This is a genomic window from Paraglaciecola hydrolytica, from assembly GCF_001565895.1.
GTDB classification, from domain to species: domain Bacteria; phylum Pseudomonadota; class Gammaproteobacteria; order Enterobacterales; family Alteromonadaceae; genus Paraglaciecola; species Paraglaciecola hydrolytica.
This window is the reverse complement of sequence record NZ_LSNE01000002.1, coordinates 332,211-349,667: the sequence shown is the minus strand read 5'-3', so window position 1 is coordinate 349,667 and position 17,457 is coordinate 332,211. Positions and strand designations below refer to the sequence as shown.

14 protein-coding genes are annotated in these 17,457 nt (G+C 42.1%); 6 read left to right on the top strand and 8 right to left on the bottom strand.

Annotated features, from left to right (window positions below; translation table 11 throughout):
* Positions 1-44: 44 nt before the first annotated feature.
* The 3 genes from AX660_RS02355 to AX660_RS02345 all read right to left on the bottom strand — a co-directional run bounded on the left by AX660_RS02355 (position 45) and on the right by AX660_RS02345 (position 4,868).
* Positions 45-347, bottom strand: coding sequence for a PilZ domain-containing protein (locus AX660_RS02355; protein ID WP_068371908.1), 303 nt, complete (start codon positions 345-347; stop codon positions 45-47).
* An 81-nt stretch (positions 348-428) separates the two neighbouring features.
* Positions 429-4,364: an ATP-dependent RNA helicase HrpA gene (gene hrpA / locus AX660_RS02350; RefSeq protein ID WP_068371904.1), complete on the bottom strand. Its 3,936-nt coding sequence runs from the start codon at positions 4,362-4,364 to the stop codon at positions 429-431.
* Between the two features lie 84 nt (positions 4,365-4,448).
* A complete protein-coding gene (locus AX660_RS02345) occupies positions 4,449-4,868 on the bottom strand; it encodes a CBS domain-containing protein (protein ID WP_068371901.1) in 420 nt (139 codons plus the stop codon).
* A 145-nt stretch (positions 4,869-5,013) separates the two neighbouring features.
* On the opposite strand from AX660_RS02345, the gene AX660_RS02340 reads away from it, so the two are divergent.
* The 3 genes from AX660_RS02340 (at position 5,014) to AX660_RS02330 (ending at position 9,120) form a co-directional block, all read left to right on the top strand.
* Positions 5,014-5,769 carry a hypothetical protein gene (locus AX660_RS02340; RefSeq protein WP_068371898.1) on the top strand — a complete coding sequence of 252 codons (756 nt, stop codon included), beginning with the start codon at positions 5,014-5,016 and terminating at the stop codon, positions 5,767-5,769.
* 141 nt (positions 5,770-5,910) lie between these two features.
* Complete coding sequence (gene sbcB / locus AX660_RS02335; RefSeq protein WP_068371895.1) at positions 5,911-7,341, top strand: exodeoxyribonuclease I; 1,431 nt, start codon at positions 5,911-5,913, stop codon at positions 7,339-7,341.
* Positions 7,342-7,464: 123 nt separating this feature from the next.
* The gene (locus tag AX660_RS02330; protein ID WP_068371892.1) at positions 7,465-9,120 is read left to right on the top strand and encodes a DUF342 domain-containing protein; all 1,656 of its coding nucleotides are present in this window, start codon (positions 7,465-7,467) and stop codon (positions 9,118-9,120) included.
* Between the two features lie 48 nt (positions 9,121-9,168).
* Here the strand turns inward: AX660_RS02330 and AX660_RS02325 are convergent, their stop codons facing one another.
* Positions 9,169-10,038 carry an NAD(P)-dependent oxidoreductase gene (locus AX660_RS02325; protein WP_068371889.1) on the bottom strand — a complete coding sequence of 290 codons (870 nt, stop codon included), beginning with the start codon at positions 10,036-10,038 and terminating at the stop codon, positions 9,169-9,171.
* 74 nt (positions 10,039-10,112) lie between these two features.
* Between AX660_RS02325 and AX660_RS02320 the strand changes: the two genes are divergently transcribed.
* Positions 10,113-10,601, top strand: coding sequence for a glutathione peroxidase (locus tag AX660_RS02320; protein ID WP_068371886.1), 489 nt, complete (start codon positions 10,113-10,115; stop codon positions 10,599-10,601).
* A 36-nt stretch (positions 10,602-10,637) separates the two neighbouring features.
* Positions 10,638-11,627: a 2-hydroxyacid dehydrogenase gene (locus tag AX660_RS02315; RefSeq protein ID WP_068371883.1), complete on the top strand. Its 990-nt coding sequence runs from the start codon at positions 10,638-10,640 to the stop codon at positions 11,625-11,627.
* Positions 11,628-11,636: 9 nt separating this feature from the next.
* On the opposite strand, the gene AX660_RS02310 is transcribed toward AX660_RS02315, so the two are convergent.
* The 4 genes from AX660_RS02310 to AX660_RS02295 form a co-directional block, all read right to left on the bottom strand.
* Complete coding sequence (locus tag AX660_RS02310) at positions 11,637-12,398, bottom strand: methyltransferase (protein WP_068371881.1); 762 nt, start codon at positions 12,396-12,398, stop codon at positions 11,637-11,639.
* A 17-nt stretch (positions 12,399-12,415) separates the two neighbouring features.
* The gene (locus tag AX660_RS02305) at positions 12,416-13,168 is read right to left on the bottom strand and encodes a Nif3-like dinuclear metal center hexameric protein (protein ID WP_068372083.1); all 753 of its coding nucleotides are present in this window, start codon (positions 13,166-13,168) and stop codon (positions 12,416-12,418) included.
* Between the two features lie 54 nt (positions 13,169-13,222).
* Positions 13,223-14,641, bottom strand: coding sequence for a cryptochrome/photolyase family protein (locus AX660_RS02300; RefSeq protein WP_068371878.1), 1,419 nt, complete (start codon positions 14,639-14,641; stop codon positions 13,223-13,225).
* 102 nt (positions 14,642-14,743) lie between these two features.
* On the bottom strand, positions 14,744-15,400 hold the full coding sequence (locus AX660_RS02295) for a sulfotransferase family 2 domain-containing protein (RefSeq protein WP_068371874.1): 657 nt from the start codon (positions 15,398-15,400) through the stop codon (positions 14,744-14,746).
* Between the two features lie 325 nt (positions 15,401-15,725).
* On the opposite strand from AX660_RS02295, the gene AX660_RS02290 reads away from it, so the two are divergent.
* On the top strand, positions 15,726-17,457 hold a 1,732-nt coding region (locus AX660_RS02290; protein ID WP_068371871.1), incomplete at its 3' end, for a M2 family metallopeptidase.

Genomic DNA, 17,457 nt, shown 5'->3' with positions numbered 1-17,457 from the left:
GAGGTTTAAACTAATCCAGTAAAACCTCACTTCAGGGTGCGAGATCATGTCATCTCTATGATCTCAACCCCTACAACACAAGAGTTGTCGCCAGTAGATTCACAACGAACCACTTTAGCACTGGCTGATAACGACGGGATTTGGCTGTTGGTAGAGGCAATGTAAACATTCACCAAAGTACCAATTTCTAACGAACTTTCATCCAGTTCGAGTGACATTCCGGTTGCGCTGATATCCTTACATACCGATTGTAAGGTACGACTAGACTCATCGTCATTGACTACAATTTCGCATGCTGAGTTGATCATCATTCGAAAAAAATTTCGCTTATCGTCATAACCTAACATCACTTACCTCGTCTGTTTAAATTTAACTCACAGTGTTTATAGGGCGCCTGCTTTATAAAGTCAACGATATATACAAGCATTTTAAATACTCGCCAACTGATTGCTGATCCGTTTTGTCGAAATTGGCATATTAGTACCCAATTGCTGAGCAAAAAATGATATGCGTAGTTCTTCAATTAACCATCTGATTTCACTAAGTTCTTTAGGCATTTCACGGCCAGGTGGAATTTGCTGGCATTTCTTTTGATACTCAGACTGCATTTTTTCAACATTCAATTGATGCAACTTATCTTTAATCGGATCGATAGGCAGTTTGTCTAAGCGGCGTTTAATGCCTTCAATATAGCGCTGCCAATCATTGAGTTTATCCACACCAATACTTGCCACAAAATCTGGAAATACCAAAGAATCAAGGTGTTGTTTAATATCGCTGTGAGCATTGATCATGTTCAGAGGCACATTGCCTTTCATCTTTTTACTGATGCCGTGAGCGGTAGTTAAACCCTGTTCTATTTTTTGCGCAATCTGCAGGACTAACTCATTAATGTCCAGGCGAACATAATCACAACAAGCCTGAAATTCGTTTTTACTACGAATAGCACTACCCACTTTAGCAGCATATTGGGATATAAGATGATCCACTGCTGCATTGATACAGTCGTTGATCAAAGCTTGAATTTGCCCAAAAGGATTAAAATACAATCCGAGTTTGGCTTTATTCGGCAGTTTTTCTTGTAAGTACTTAATTGGTGATGGGATGGCCAGTACGATCAACTGGCGTAAGCCTTTAGCATGTGCAGTGTCGGCTAAATAAGCTTGTTCAAACAGCTTTATCGCCACCGTCTGTCCCTCTTTAACTAAGGCTGGATAAGCTTTAATTTCGAAGCCAGCCGTTTTACTCACGTATTCTTTTGGTAGTTCAGCAAAATCCCATTGGGTCAGGCCACTTTGCTCCAGATCCGGCGTGGCGACCTTCTGCAGGTTGTGTTTTACCTTGCCTTGTAACTCATGTTGCAGCAAAGTTAGGCTTCTGCCCTGTTTAATTACGCTGCCTTTATCATCCAGTACTTTAAAATTAAAACGTAGGTGTTTAGGTAAACTGTCCCATAGCCACTCCTCGTTTGAGACTTCAATGCCTGTCATGCGTTTTAGTTTTAAGCTAAGTGCCTGCAAAAACGGTACAAACTGGCCTTTTTTATCCGTCGCGCTAATATCTGCTAAACAAGCATCGGCATAATTGGGTGCTGGCACAAAGTTACGGCGCAAACGTTTTGGTAAGCCTTTAATCAAAGCCACAATCAATTCATGGCGTAAACCCGGAATTAGCCAGTCAAAACCTTGTTCTTCAAGTTGATTAAGTATTGCCAGTGGGATCATTAAACTCACCCCATCATCTTCATCCACCGGATCAAAGTGATAATCTAAGGCAAGACGTAAGTTATTTTGTTTATAGGATTCAGGGAAAGAATGACTATCGATGTGGGATGAATCTTTTTTGATCAAGGCTTGCGGATCAAAATTGAGAAACAAAGGCTCTTGGGCAGATTGTTTTTGCCACCACTTTTTAAAACCCGCTTCGCTGCATACATGATCAGGCAATCGTGTGGCATAAAAGTCCACCAATGTATCTTCATCTACTAATAAATCTCGGCGGCGACTTTTTTCTTCTAGAGCTTCAATATCAGCAATAACTTGTTGATTATGTTTTAAAAATTTATCGTTTAGTTTGGTATCTAGGTTGACTAAAGCATCACGAATAAAAATCTGCCGACTGACCACAGGATCGATGCTGCTATAAGTACGCCTGCGCTGAGCCACCAAAGTTAAGCCATACAGGGTGACTTTTTCAAAGGCCTGTACTACACCTTGTTTTTTTGACCAGTGTGGCTCGGAGTATTCAGTTTTAGTTAAATGTTTGGCTAACTCTTCCAGCCATTCAGGCTCAATCTTAGCCGCCACTCGACCAAACAGATTAGAGGTTTCCACCAGCTCAGCCACCATAGCCCACTTAGGTTGTGACTTAGACAAACCTGAACCGGGGAAAATCATAAAACGGCTATTACGTGCGCCGAGATATTCGCGCTCTTTATCTTTAAAACCGATATGAGACAACAAACCTGAAGCCATCGCTTGATGGATCGCTTGGTAATCAGCTGCGGTATGGCTAATACCAAAACCGAGTTCAGCCACAGATTTTTTAAGCTGGCTGACAATATCTTGCCATTCGCGCATACGCATAAAGTTAATGAAGTGCTTTTTACACCAAGTGCGCAATTGATTGGCGCTCAGGTCTTTTTGCTGTTGTTTAAAGTCTTGCCACAATAATAAAAAGCCTAAAAAGTCTGATTCTTTGCTGCGATAGTCACTGTGCATTTCATCAGCGGCTTGACGTTTATCCGATGGACGTTCGCGAGGGTCTTGAATACTCAAACCCGCAGCGATGATCAATACTTCAGAGACACAGTTTAAACGTGCGGCTTCCACCACCATTCTTGCATAACGAGGATCAACCGGCAGTCTGGCTAACTGTTTGCCCATTGCTGTCAGTTGCAGTCTGGCTTCTCTGGTCGCTACGGCACCAAGTTCTTCTAATAAACGGAATCCGTCATTAATGTTGCGTGATTCAGGCGCCTGTACAAAAGGAAAATCATCTATTTTGCCCAGCCCCAAGGCCATCATTTGTAAAATAACCGAGGCAAGATTAGTGCGCAGTATTTCCGGATCGGTAAATTCGTCGCGACTTAAATAATCATCTTCGCTGTATAACCTGATACAAATACCATCGGATACCCGCCCGCAACGACCAGAGCGTTGATTGGCCGAGGCTTGCGAAATTGGTTCGATGGGTAATCGCTGCACTTTACTGCGCACACTATAACGAGAGATGCGGGCAAAGCCTGGATCGATTACATACTTAATTCCCGGCACGGTAAGTGAGGTTTCGGCCACGTTGGTGGCAAGTACAATACGCCTGCCACTATGACTCTGAAATACTTTGTTTTGCTCAGCGACACTCAAACGTGCATACAAAGGCACCACTTCTGTGTGACGAAATTTTTCTTTGTCCAGCGCATCGGCGGTATCACGTATTTCCCGCTCACCACTTAAAAACACCAGAATATCACCTGCGGATTCGTGGCTAAGCTCATGTACGGCGGCGATAATACCCTGAGTTTGATCATTGTCCTGAGTCTGATCGTTATCTTGAGAATTAAGCTCTCGATAACGCATCTCCACCGGAAAGGTACGGCCACTTACCTGAATGATCGGTGCATTATCAAAATGACTAGAAAAACGTTGAGGATCGATAGTAGCCGAGGTGATGATTAACTTTAAGTCTGGGCGATTAGGCAACAACTGTTTGAAATATCCAAGGATAAAATCAATATTAAGACTACGTTCGTGGGCTTCATCAATAATGATGGTGTCGTACTGACTTAAAAACCTATCTTGTTGAATTTCTGCCAGCAAAATTCCGTCTGTCATCAATTTGATATAACTGCGTTCTGACACATTATCCGAAAAACGGATTTTAAAACCGACCTGTTCACCTAAGGGCGTTTTAAGTTCTTCAGCGATACGTTGAGCTACTGTACGCGCAGCCAAACGCCGCGGTTGAGTATGGCCAATCAGGCCTTTAATGCCCCTGCCCAGCTCCAGACAAATTTTGGGGATTTGTGTGGTTTTGCCTGAGCCAGTTTCACCGGCAATAATCACCACCTGATGGTTGGCAATGGCGTCCGCAATATCTTGTTTTTTAGCGCTGACCGGTAAATCTGGATATTCGATGCTAGGCAAATTGAGCGTTTTTTGCTGAACCAATAACATGGACTGAGCAATGTCTTGTTCTAAGGCTTGCAGCTTTTCAGCAGCTAAACCCTCGTTTTTTTGCTCAGAACGATCAAGGCGGCTTAAACGCTGACGGAATCTGAATTGATCTTTGGCTAAACATTGATTGATATGGGAATACAGCAATGTAGTGCTTGCGCTAATGTCGGCATTAGGACGGTATGACAATGGAGCTTCTCTTAGTTAATAACGCAACAGATCCTAAAAGAAGCGCCTCTAAATTACTAGTGCTTATGCCAATTGCAATGGATATCAGGTTCCTTTGCGATAACCGTCACGTAGATGTAAATCGATGGCGTTTAATATGGCTGAGCGATTGATCGTACCTAATAACAAACCATCGTCGTCCACTATGGGATAAACCTTGGGTTTTTCAGTCATCATACGCTGCGCCAGCTCCAATACCGAAAGATTAGGTTTTACCGCGATAACTTCGGTTCGCATGATATCTTTGACGTGAGCTACCTGTTCTCGGTAATAACTTGATTCGATCATACGAACAATACAATCTTGTTCAGATAAAAATCCAATAACTTTGTTGTGCCCATCTATTACTGGGCCCCCCGTCTGTCGGCTCTGCAATAGACGTTCCACCGCTTCTGCTACCGTCATTTCAGTGTCAAAAGTCACTGGACGTTGATTCATATGATCGACTACATTTAAAGATTCCATTGTTACCACCTTGTATTTTAGGTAAATTTAACACTCAAGCACTACATTAAGAGTAGTCGTAAGTTGCCAAATCAATACCCCTATGCACGACCAAACCATTAAATCACTAAACAAACTTTAGCTTAACTATAGCTTAGGAGTAAAAATGACAAAGTTATTATTCCCCTTCAGTTTATTATTTTGTAGTTTATTAATAACTCACCCTGTCATGGCGAAAGAAACTCAAACGACCGCTGAATACCAAGCTAACGAGGTGCTAGCACTCCTTGACGAAAGCCTGTTTGATTTAGTCTCAAGTGGCATAAGTAGAGTCGATTTTGCAAATGTACACACTGAGTTATTAGCTTTGCAGCCAAGGTTGTTATCCTATTCAACACAGCAACAAGCCTTTTACTGGCAAAACCTTGCAATATGTTCAAGGCAACTTATTTTGCCTTCTGACCAAGTATTACCCCATATTCAACAAGCACTTAGTTTTGCCCCTAAGCTCAAGCAACAGCAGCATTTTAAAATACTGGATAAAGCCATCGAGTTGGCCATGACCTATCAACACTATGAACTACTGCTTAATTATATCGAGCAACTAAGGCAACTAAGCAAAGACCAACTTGACCCCGTAACACTGCGTTTGCCAGAAGAATATGAAAACCTTAGAGCGAGGGCACTCTACCAAACCGGCCAATTAGTCGAAGCAGAGTTGTCTTTAACTCTGCTTATTGATGAAGCAGAGCAAAAAAGCAGTCCACAAAACGTCAATTGGTATTCACTACTAAGCTCAATACATCAAACAAATAAGGAAAGTGATAAACAAATTTCCGTATTGCGTAAACAACTTGAGTTATTCCCCAGTTTAAATCGAGAACAATACTTGGCCTATTTACTAAAAAATGAAACAAAGTAGGACTTATGTATAAATCTCAATCAATTGTTAATCGAGCAGGAGGATTCTAAGTGCAAAGCGTTTACCCCACCAAGGCTTTAGTTTAGTATCAAATTCAATGATTTTGATACTACAATTCCGATTGAGAGAAGTTAACTAGGAATGAATCAAACAACAATATACTGGCACGACTACGAGACGTGGGGAGTTAATCCGCAAAAAGATTACCCCTGCCAATTTGCTGGGGTAAGAACAGATTTAGATCTTAATATCATCGATAAACCCTTGATGATCTATAGCCAAATCCCTAACGACTACTTACCTCAACCACAGGCCTGTTTAATCACTGGTATTACGCCACAGTTAACCTTGCGAGATGGCTTAAGTGAAGCCAATTTCATTCGTAAAATCCACCAGCAATTTAGCCAAGCGAATAGTTGTGTGGCCGGTTATAACAGCTTACGTTTTGATGATGAAGTGACTCGTTATACTTTGTATCGCAATTTTTATGATCCCTATGCCCGTGAGTGGCAAAATGGCAATAGTCGCTGGGATATTATTGATTTAGCCAGAGCTTGTTATGCACTGCGGCCAGAAGGCATTGAATGGCCACTGAATGACGAAGGCATACCTAGCTTTAAATTGCAGGAGCTGACTTCTGCAAACGGTCTGTTACATGAAGCAGCACATGATGCGATGTCGGATGTATATGCCACCATTGCCTTGGCCAAATTGATTAAGGATAAACAGAATAAACTCTATCAATTTGCCTTTGAAAACCGCAGCAAGTCAAAAATTGCAGCCTTAATAGATTGTGACAATCTTGCGCCTTTGGTACATGTATCATCAAAACTACCAGCATTACACGGATGTTGTACGTGGATTGTGCCAGTGGCTTATCACCCAACCAACAAAAATGCTGTGATCGTACTTAATTTGGCGCTGGATCCTAGTCCACTTGATAAATTGTCAGTGGATGAAATTAAACAAAAAATGTATCAGCCCAATTCTATGCTGGCAGAAAACGAACAACGTTTACCACTTAAACTGATCCATCTGAATAAATGCCCTTTTATTGCCCCAGCTAAAACGTTAACGGAAGAAAATGCCACACGTTTGAATATCGATCGTGGCCAATGCTTAAGTAACTTACAAAAAATCAAGGCAATGCCTTCACTTGTGCAAAAACTACAAGCCGTTTTTAACGAAGAATTTAGTCGAGAAATAGGCGATCCTGAGCAAGCACTTTACTCTGGCGGATTTTTTAATGAACACGACAAAGCATTGATCAACCAAGTAAACCAAGCGCAAGAACATGATTTGATGGAGCTTAAGCTGCCATTTAAAGACCCAAGACTTAGTACTCTGTTATTTCGCTATCGTGCTAGAAACTACCCACAAACTTTAAGTCACAGTGAAGTAGAAAAGTGGCAACAACATCGCCAATTTAGGTTAATGGACAGCCAGTCCAGTGCGTCGATTAAACTATCAGAGTATTTTCAGCAACTTGAACAATTAAGCCAAGAACATGTCAACAATCCAGATAAACTCGCGATAATTACTGCACTTTACAAATATGCCCAAAATTTATAACAATAAATGGTAAGGTTACGAGCAAATACGCCGATAATAACAACGATAAGCCGTAAACTCTGCCTAGTTTTTTTAGCAAAGGCTAAACAACAGAGTTCACCAAAAAAGTACAAGGTGGTTTAAATGCTAGGTGTCACATTACAAATTGATGAACATGATCAGTATCTAGATTTAATGATTTCCACTCAACTTATCCAAAAACCCCTTGATCTTAAAGTGATCCGTGGATTAATAGATAAGAGTGAATTTAAAGAATTTTTCATTTTCGATGAAAACATTTTTGACGCAATTACCAATTACAAAGCCGCCATAAAATCCAATAAACCCGCTTCGTTTACCACTCGAGTTGGCGAACGTCGACAAAACGAAATTAAATGTAGAATACAGGAAGACGACCTAGCCGCCACCCTTACCGTAACCCGTGGGTATGCTGGAAAACCTTTGACCGTTGAAACCTTAATGCAGGTATTAAAAGATGCCAAGGTGGTTAAGGGGATTGGTCAAAAAAGAATAAAACGTTTGGTGATGCAATGTAATGAGAGTCGTCCAGGCGATGTTTGTGAAGAATTAGTTGCTAAAGGCCTTCCTCCCAGAAATGGGCGACCTTCTAAGTTACAACCGCTAGTACAAAACGCTCTTGAGCGAATTTTACGCCCACAACAAGCAGGCAATACCCGAGTTGACATGCGCAATTTAGGTGATGTGATCTGTGTCAAAAAAGGCACAGAATTGCTGCGCAGATTAGCCCCTACAGAAGGGCGTACAGGCTATTCAATCACTGGAGCCAAGATCAGATCTAAGTCCGGTGAGTGGCTAAAATTCAGGCCAGGTGAAGGTACTATAATCAGTGATAAGGATGAAAACCTGCTGTTAGCTGATATATCAGGCATGCCCAAGTTTAAAGATCAAAAAATGTGGGTGGATGATACCTTTATAAGTAAAGGCGTTAATGTTGGCAGTGGTAATGTTAATTACGATGGAGCAGTACTGGTCAATGGTGATGTTACCGAAAAGATGCAGATTATCGCCACCGGTGACGTGACGATAAACGGTTTTGTCGAGTCTGCATATATTCAGGCCGGTGGTGATATTATTATTACTGAGGGCGCGATGGGTAAGGTGAATGACAGTGCTACCCAATATAGCACGACCCTAAAAGCCAAAGGCAGTGTTCATGTTCAACATGGGCAAGGCCTGGATATCAGTTGTAATGGCAATGTCACTATTGGTCGGCAATTGGCCTATAGCCGTATTACCTGTAAGGGCGAAGTGTCGGTTGGTGCCATCGATAACCCCAATGGCAATATCTTTGGTTGCGTGATTAAGTGTCAGAATAAAGTCATCGCTGGCACCCTTGGAGCAATTTCGGGCAGTAACTTAAGTGTTGATTTTAGTGATGGTTTTAACAGTTTGTTAGAACGTAAAGATACTCTGGACGAGCTATTGCGCCAGATAAAACAAAACAACAATCGTCATAAAGAGCGCATGAATGTCATTAACACAAAAATGATCCCAGAGGATATGAAGGGACGTGTAGATGAAGCCAATGAGCTAGTAAATAATGAAACACATCTTTTGCAATGGCTAGAATCTAAAGCCTCTGAAATGAAAAAACTCAAAGATAATTATCAAAATGACATTAAATTAATCGCGAACAAACGTTTATACCCAGGGGTTATCGTTAAATTAAATAACCGTACTTGGCGGGCTGAACGTGAATACGACAGAGCTAAAATAGTGTTTGAAGGGCATCAATGGCAGTATGAGCCATTGATTTAAATCCTATTCAATAAACTGAGTGTCATAACGCAAGATTACAAAAATCCCTTATTTTTGTAATCTTGCCAACAAACTCGAAGTATCCCAACGTTTCCCACCTGACTTTTGCACCTCAGCATAAAATTGATCAACCAAGGCGGTCAGGGGCAAAGTGCTGCCATTTTGTTTGGCTTCTTGCAAAGCAATGTCTAAATCCTTACGCATCCAATCCACCGCAAAACCAAAGTCATATTCACCTTTAAGCATGGTTTGATGACGGTTTTCCATTTGCCAAGATTGAGCAGCCCCTTTGGAAATGACTTCAATCACCGCGGCGCAATCCAAGCCTGCATTTAAACCAAAATGTAGCGCTTCTGCTAAACCCTGCACTATGCCTGCAATGCATATCTGGTTCATCATTTTAGCCAATTGGCCACTGCCTACTGGGCCTAATAATTGACTAAAACGGGCATAGGCACTAACCACTGATTTAACACTGTCAATATGTGACTCGTCACCACCGAGCATTATGGTTAACAAACCATTTTGTGCCCCCGCTTGACCGCCTGATACCGGAGCATCATAAAACAACACATCTTTTTCAGCACAGGCCAGCGCCATTTCTAGGGCGACTGTGGCAGAGGTGGTCGTATGATCAACTACTATATTACCCTGAGTTAATCCAGCCAACACCCCTGTTTCACCTGTCATGATTTGACGTAAATCGTCGTCGTTACCCACACAGATAAAAATAAAATCGGCGTTTTGTGCCGCTTCTTTAGGCGACAAACTTATTGTGCCAGAATACTCATTCAACCAGTTTTGAGCTTTTTCAGAACTACGATTATAGATAGTGACTGAATGTCCGGCTTTGGCTAAATGCCCTGCCATGGGGTATCCCATCACACCCAAACCGATAAAGGCAACATTTTGCGCCATGCCAGCTCCTTAATTACTTGTATGTAAATTTAAAAGTGACAATATAACTTACTCTCCAACATGTAGGAACCAACATGAGCAATAACATCTATCAATTTCAAGCAACCCTAAACAACGGCCAAGAAATTCAATTAGACCAATACCAAGGCAAAGTTATATTAATTGTTAATACTGCCAGTAAGTGCGGCTTTACTCCTCAATATGAAGGATTACAGGCACTTTACAGCCAATATCAAGACAAAGGCTTAGTAGTGTTGGGCTTTCCTTGTGATCAGTTTGGTCATCAGGAGCCAGGCACCGACGGCGAAATTGAGCAATTTTGCAGCTTAAATTTTAATGTTAATTTTCCACTCTTTAAAAAGATTGAAGTGAATGGCGACAATACACACCCACTTTATCAACACCTGAAAGCAGCGGCACCAGGCATCTTAGGCAGTAAAAAGATTAAGTGGAACTTCACCAAATTTTTAGTGAATAAACAAGGTGTAGTCACCCAGCGTTATGCATCACTCACTAAACCTGAAAAAATAACTGCAGATATTGAAGCTCTGCTTAATCAATAATTTGCAGTATTAAATCAAGTAAGGAGTGCTTAAAAGATGCGTATTGCGATTTTTAGTAGCAAAAGTTATGACCGAGAATTTCTGACTAAATACAATCATTTTGATGAACTTGAACTGCATTTTTTTGATGCTAGTTTGCAGCCTGAAACCATGGCACTAGCCTACGATTTTGATGCGGTTTGTGTCTTTGTCAACGACACCTTAAACGAAACCGTACTTACTGCACTGAGCGAAAATGGTGTAAAGCACATCGCTTTGCGCTGTGCAGGTTTTAACAATGTAGATTTAGCCTGTGCTAAAAAACTCGGGCTAACCGTATCACGAGTACCGGCCTACTCACCCGAAGCAGTAGCCGAGCACACTATCGCTTTAATCATGACCCTCAACCGCAAATTGCATAAGGCGTATAATCGCGTGCGCGAAAACAATTTTTCGCTATCAGGTTTGATGGGGTTTAACTTAAACGGCAAAACCGTTGGTGTGATCGGCACAGGTAAAATTGGCCGCTGTTTTATCAATATTCTGCATGGTTTTGGTTGTAAAGTGCTGTGTTACGACCCCTACCCTAACCAAAGTGTCATAGAGCAAGGCGCTCACTATGTTGAACTCGACGCGCTGTTAAAAGCCTCAGACATCATTAGTTTACATTGCCCCTTAAGCCAACAAAATCAACATATGATCAACCAAACTAGCATTGCTAAGATGCGCGACAAGGTGATGTTAATTAATACCTCTCGAGGCGGTTTGGTTGACAGTAAAGCCATTATTGCGGGATTAAAATCAGGAAAAATTGGCAGTATAGGTTTAGATGTTTATGAGATGGAATCGGAGTTGTTTTTTGAAGATCATTCCGAGACCATCATGCAGGATGATGTGTTTGATCGTTTAGCAAGTTTCCCTAATGTCTTGATTACTGGACATCAAGGATTTTTCACCCAAGAAGCCTTACAACAAATTGCCCAAATCAGCCTCAATAACCTGCATGCTGTTAACCAAGGCCGTGTAATCAAAGAGACATTTTTATAGGTAAGTCATTTAGTTTTTTTGCGCGATCAGCATAAAGTACTTACCTAACCACAGGTAAGGATGTTGATCGCCATAGGCCATTTCTAAGCGTTTTATTTGTTCGTAGTGCGACACTTGTTGGCTTTTGTCTTTCAGATAATCATGAAAACAGCGAATACCGGCTTTATGTATAATTTGCAGGGGTAAAGCCGCCATAAAGGCCAATATCTCTTGGGGTTTTTGGGCATTATTGGGGCTAAGTCTGACCTGATTTTTCACTTTCATGCCCTGCTCAACATAGTCAAAATTACCGTAGAACATATTGCTAAAACGCTGAGCATCTTGATTAAAAAAACTTAAGGATAAATGCCCACCGGGTTTTACTAAGGCCACCAGTTTTTCGATAACCAGTAGTGGGTTTTGCAACCATTCAAGCACTGCATGGCAGATCACCAGATCATATTGTTGTTCAGGCAAACCAAGTATATCTTGTTGCACTATGGTTATTTTGTCCGCAACGTTGTGATTTTCCGCAAATTTTTCCTTGGCAAGCGCCAAGGTCTCAGCCGAGATATCTGTCAAAGTCACTTCATGACCTAAAACCAACATGGCCTGACTCATTACGCCTGTGCCCCCACCGGCATCCAACACCGTTAAGGGCTCGCTGTGCAAATCCAAGGCTTTGTGCAGATGGTACATAAACAACTCATGGCGCAAACGACCTTTGCTCGAGCCATAGATATTAGTTTCAAACTTATTAGCAATATCATCAAAATTTTGATCAGGACGCATGGTTTACTTGTGCTCTATTAGGCGGGATTAGCAATGTCGACAAATTCAACATCTACGTCGTGGTGCTTGGCTAAATATTCACCCACCGCTTTTGCACCATAACGTTCAGTGGCATGATGTCCTGCCGCATAAAAGTGAATATTCATTTCCCGCGCGCTGTGAATAGTTTGCTCTGAGACTTCGCCAGTGATAAAGGCATCAATGCCCTGACTGGCCGCCAAATCAATATACTTTTGCCCGCCACCTGTGCACCAGGCTACGGTTGAAATTAAGGGCTTTTGTACTTGTTCCAATAAAGGTGTTTTGCCCAAGACCTGTTTCAAACGTTCAGCCAAAGCGACGGGTGTTAAAGGCGCGGCAAAACGGCCTTTTAAGGCAATGCTCAACTTACCACTTTCTAGATTCTCGATGTGTTCAATGCCCAACAACTTGGCTAACTGCACATTGTTGCCCAATTCAGGGTGCACGTCCAAAGGCAAGTGATAGGCAAATAAATTGATATCGTGTTTTAACAAACTGGCGATACGTTGTTTTTTCATGCCCGTTAAACACGCATCTTCACCCTTCCAAAAATAACCGTGATGCACAAACAGGGCGTCGGCTTTCAGGTCTATGGCTTTATCGATCAGAGCTTGAGAGGCAGTGACACCAGTCACTATCTTGTGGATCTCGTCTTTGCCTTCAATTTGTAATCCATTGGGGCAGCCATCTGGAATAAATTGCGGCTGCAATAAGTCATTTAAAATACGGTGTAACTTTTCTCGGGAAATACTCATGGTTTTTATAGACTATGTCTGTACTTTTTCATAAGCGCAGACTTTACCTTATTGCTGGCTAAGCTCAATAAATTGTTTGAATTGTAATTTAGTATTTGCCACCGAAGAGGCATGATCAACGATAGGCAAAGGGTAAGCCAACTTATATACATCAACATATTTACTCGGTTGATGAATGTGTTTAGCCGACAAGCTGCTTAATTCTGGTACCCAGCGTTTAATAAACTCTCCGTTTAGATCAAACTTTTGACTTTGTGCTGTGGGATTAAAGATCCGAAAATACGGCGCAGCATCAGTGCCTACCGATGCACTCCACTGCCAGCCGCCATTATTTGAGGCAAAGTCGCCGTCGATTAACTGACTCATAAAATAGTCTTCGGCCCAGCGCCACGGCAGCATTAAATGTTTACAGTAAAAGCTCGCCACTACCATACGTAAACGGTTATGCATCCAACCTGTGGCTTTAAGCGCACGCATGGCGGCGTCGACTATGGGATAGCCCGTCATGCCGTTTTGCCAGGCTTTGAAGTGTGCTTGGTCGGTGTTCCATTTAAAATAACGATAATGTTTTTGAAAAGGCAGGTTTTTATTTACGTGGGTAAAATGAAACATGACATAACGATAAAAGTCCCGCCAGGCTAACTCTTTTAACCAAATATGCACGCCGTGAGTCGGCTCATTTAGTTTCTCGGCGTATTCTTGTTGCAACATAAATACACATTGTTTAGCGCTTATTGCGCCTATGGCTAACAAGTGCGAAATATGACTGGTGCTATCCAATGCGGGAAAATCTCTTGTAAGGCCATAATCAGGAGCACGTTCGGCTATAAAACAACTGAGCTGCTGATAAATATCATCACCACTAGCCGAATATGCTGCGACATGAGTTTGTTGATAGTAAGACGCAAGTTCGAGCTGCTCTGCTGCAGGACTTACGATACTTGCCACACTAAGGGCTTGTGGTTGAGGAAACTGCCGATACAACTCGTCTAACCACGTTCTAAAATAAGGCGTAAACATTTTATAAGGCGTAGCTTGTTTGCTTTGCAGTAACTCAGGCCTAACAATGCAGGTATCGTGGAATTTAGCTACATTAAAACTCTGTTCATCACACAGTTTTTTAAACTGTTTATCGCGTACCCTCTCGTCCCACTCGTATTCGGCGTTAAAATAAACGGACTGAATATTATGTTGCTGGCAAAAATCAATAATGGCTTGAGGTGTGTGCTGATAATCGCCACTGTCGATAACAAACAACTCAACATTTCGTTCGGCCAACTCAGTTTTTAATTCCCGTAAACGGTCAATAATCAGATTAACTTTACAGGGCGCAAGGTGATATTGCTGCCACTGCTGGGGAGTCAGGCAATATAGCGCCCTCACCTGCTGATGATGTTCAATTGCGTAATCTAATGGACTATGCCAACTGCTGCGTAGATCGTTACGCAGCCATACCAACGCACTCATGCTAATCTCCAAATATATTAAACATTTAAACAACAACTGTTTAGTACGCTTAATACGTTGCTAATAACACAACAGATCACATGTAGGCTAAACTAAAAGCCCCTATTCAAACGCATAATTAAGTAAACGAATATCCTTTGCAAAATATCTCGCTACTTTTTCAGCCGTTTCATCTGAGTAATATTGACGATAGTCAGCATCGCGCTTAGGCGCCTTGCGTTTATGTGGCATAGTTAGTTGTTTTAAATTTAACCTTTGCTGAACCTGAATAAAGTCTTCACTTAAATTTTCGTAGCGACCAATAAAATCCACCACAATCTTGCCATCCAGATCGACTAAATGATCAGTTTGTCGTTTAGTCGAAATATCAAAATGAAAAATAGCCGGTCGATTTGCGTCGAGTTTGTAATGAATAAACTCACTGAAATTGTTAATACCAGAGAGTAAGTGAGGGGCTTCTTTTTGAATATGATGGTAGGACGATACTTGTAAATCCCAAGGGTTACGAACAAAAGCAAACTTAAACAAATTATCAAATACCGCCGCTGGCAACATTTCTTTTGCCGCGATGACGCCCGCATGACGAGGCAACTTACTGGCGGTTTTATGGCCAGATAATTGACTAATTTTATGGCAAGGAAACATCAAATAGTACATTGGATCTGTCCAACGTAATTTATTAAGAGCGGCACGCATACTGGTGCCACCCGTTTTAGCAATATGAATATATAAAAAATTGTAACGGTGACTTAATAACATCTTTGGTTTCCACTTTAAAACAACAAACTGGCTATGCACGGCTAACACGCAACAGTCTGATTGACTGGAACCAAGCACGGGAGTTCGCGTCTTTACTTAATCTTTACGTAAGCCCCTTTGTCGATAAGGGCAATTGTGAACACAACTGTCATTTCAGTTTTGGTTAGCTACCATCCCGTCACGCCGATGACGACTGGGTCAGTAACAAAATCTTTGCAACTCACGGCACTTGCAAGTTAGCGCAAAAAAGCAAAAGTCTTTTTTTACCTTGGGATGGCGTTATAATCATTTCACTATAAAAACAACAAGAGAGGATTTATCCACGATGTCATATCAAAAATCAGCGCTTTTTCTAGCCCTATCACTGTGTCTTTCTGCCTGTAATGATCAAACAAAACAAGACTCAGCAAGCAGCCAGGCCAAATTACCCACTGCGGCCGATGCCCAGAACTTTGTAACTCAAGCACAAGCCGATCTTGAAAAGCTCCAGTTACCCGCAGCTCAGGCCGCTTGGGCTTATCAAACTTACATTAACCAAGATACCGCTGCGGTATCGGCTTATTTGTCTGAAAAACACGGTAGCTTGTCCACAGCCTTAGCCAAACAAGCTGCGGATTATAATAAGGTCGAAGTGGACGCCAACACCCGTCGTAAATTGGATCTAATGCGTAATGGTTTGATCCTACCGGCCCCTGCCGACCCAGTAAAATCAGAGCGACTTGCACAAATTACCTCTGACTTAGAAGGTATTTATGGCAGTGGTAAATACTGTCGAAGCGAAGACGACTGCATGCGTTTAACCGACATGACGAATACGATGGCCACCAGTCACGACCCCAAATTACTGTTAGAAATGTGGGAAGGTTGGCGTGAGGTTTCGGTGCCTATGAAAGCCTTATACGAGGAAGAAGTGCAACTTGCCAACGAAGGCGCTCGTGAATTGGGCTTTAGCGATATTAGTGAATTATGGCGTGGTGGTTATGATATGCCCGCCGAAGACTTTGCTCTTGAACTGGATCGCATATGGGAGCAAATCAAACCTTTTTACGACGCCTTACATTGCCACGTGCGAGCCAGTTTAGGTGAGCAATATGGCACCGATATCGTTCCACAAGATCAGCCTATTCCCGCGCATTTATTAGGTAATATGTGGGCTCAGCAATGGGGCAATATTTATGACTTGGTTAAACCCAAACAAAAATTAGATGTTATCGATGTGACTGCCGCATTAAGGGCCAATGGCTACGACGAAGTTAAAATGGTCAAACAAGCCGAAGGCTTCTTTTCATCCCTAGGCTTTGCCCCTCTGCCCGATACCTTTTGGCAGCGCTCGCAGTTTTCACAACCTGCCGACCGTGATGTCGTGTGTCATGCCTCAGCTTGGGATCTTGATGATCAAGACGACCTGCGCATAAAAATGTGTATCCAGATCACCGGAGAAGATTTTTCAGTCATCCATCACGAATTAGGTCATAACTACTATCAACGTGCTTACAAAGCACAACCATTACTCTACCGTACTTCGGCTAACGACGGTTTCCACGAAGCCATCGGCGATACTATCGCTCTTTCTATTACGCCCAAGTATTTAAAAGAAATTGGCTTGGTCGGTAACGTTCCAGATGCCTCTAACGATATCGGCATGTTACTTAAACTGGCGCTAGATAAAATTGCCTTTGTGCCTTTTGGTTTGATGGTTGATCAATGGCGCTGGAAGGTATTTTCAGGTGAAGTTAAACCAGCAGATTACAACAAAGTCTGGTGGGAACTGCGTGAAAAATACCAAGGTGTAATGGCGCCAGGCGAACGCCCTGCTGATGCCTTTGATGCCGGTGCTAAATACCACGTGCCGGGTAATACGCCTTATACCCGCTACTTTTTAGCCCATGTATTGCAATTCCAATTCCATAAAGCCTTGTGTGAAAAAGCAGGAAATACTGACCCTATTCACCGCTGCTCAATTTATGGTAGCAAAGAAGCGGGAGCAGCCCTAAACAGCATGTTAGAAATGGGTAAAAGCAAAACTTGGCAAGAGGCCCTAAGCACCATAACAGGCA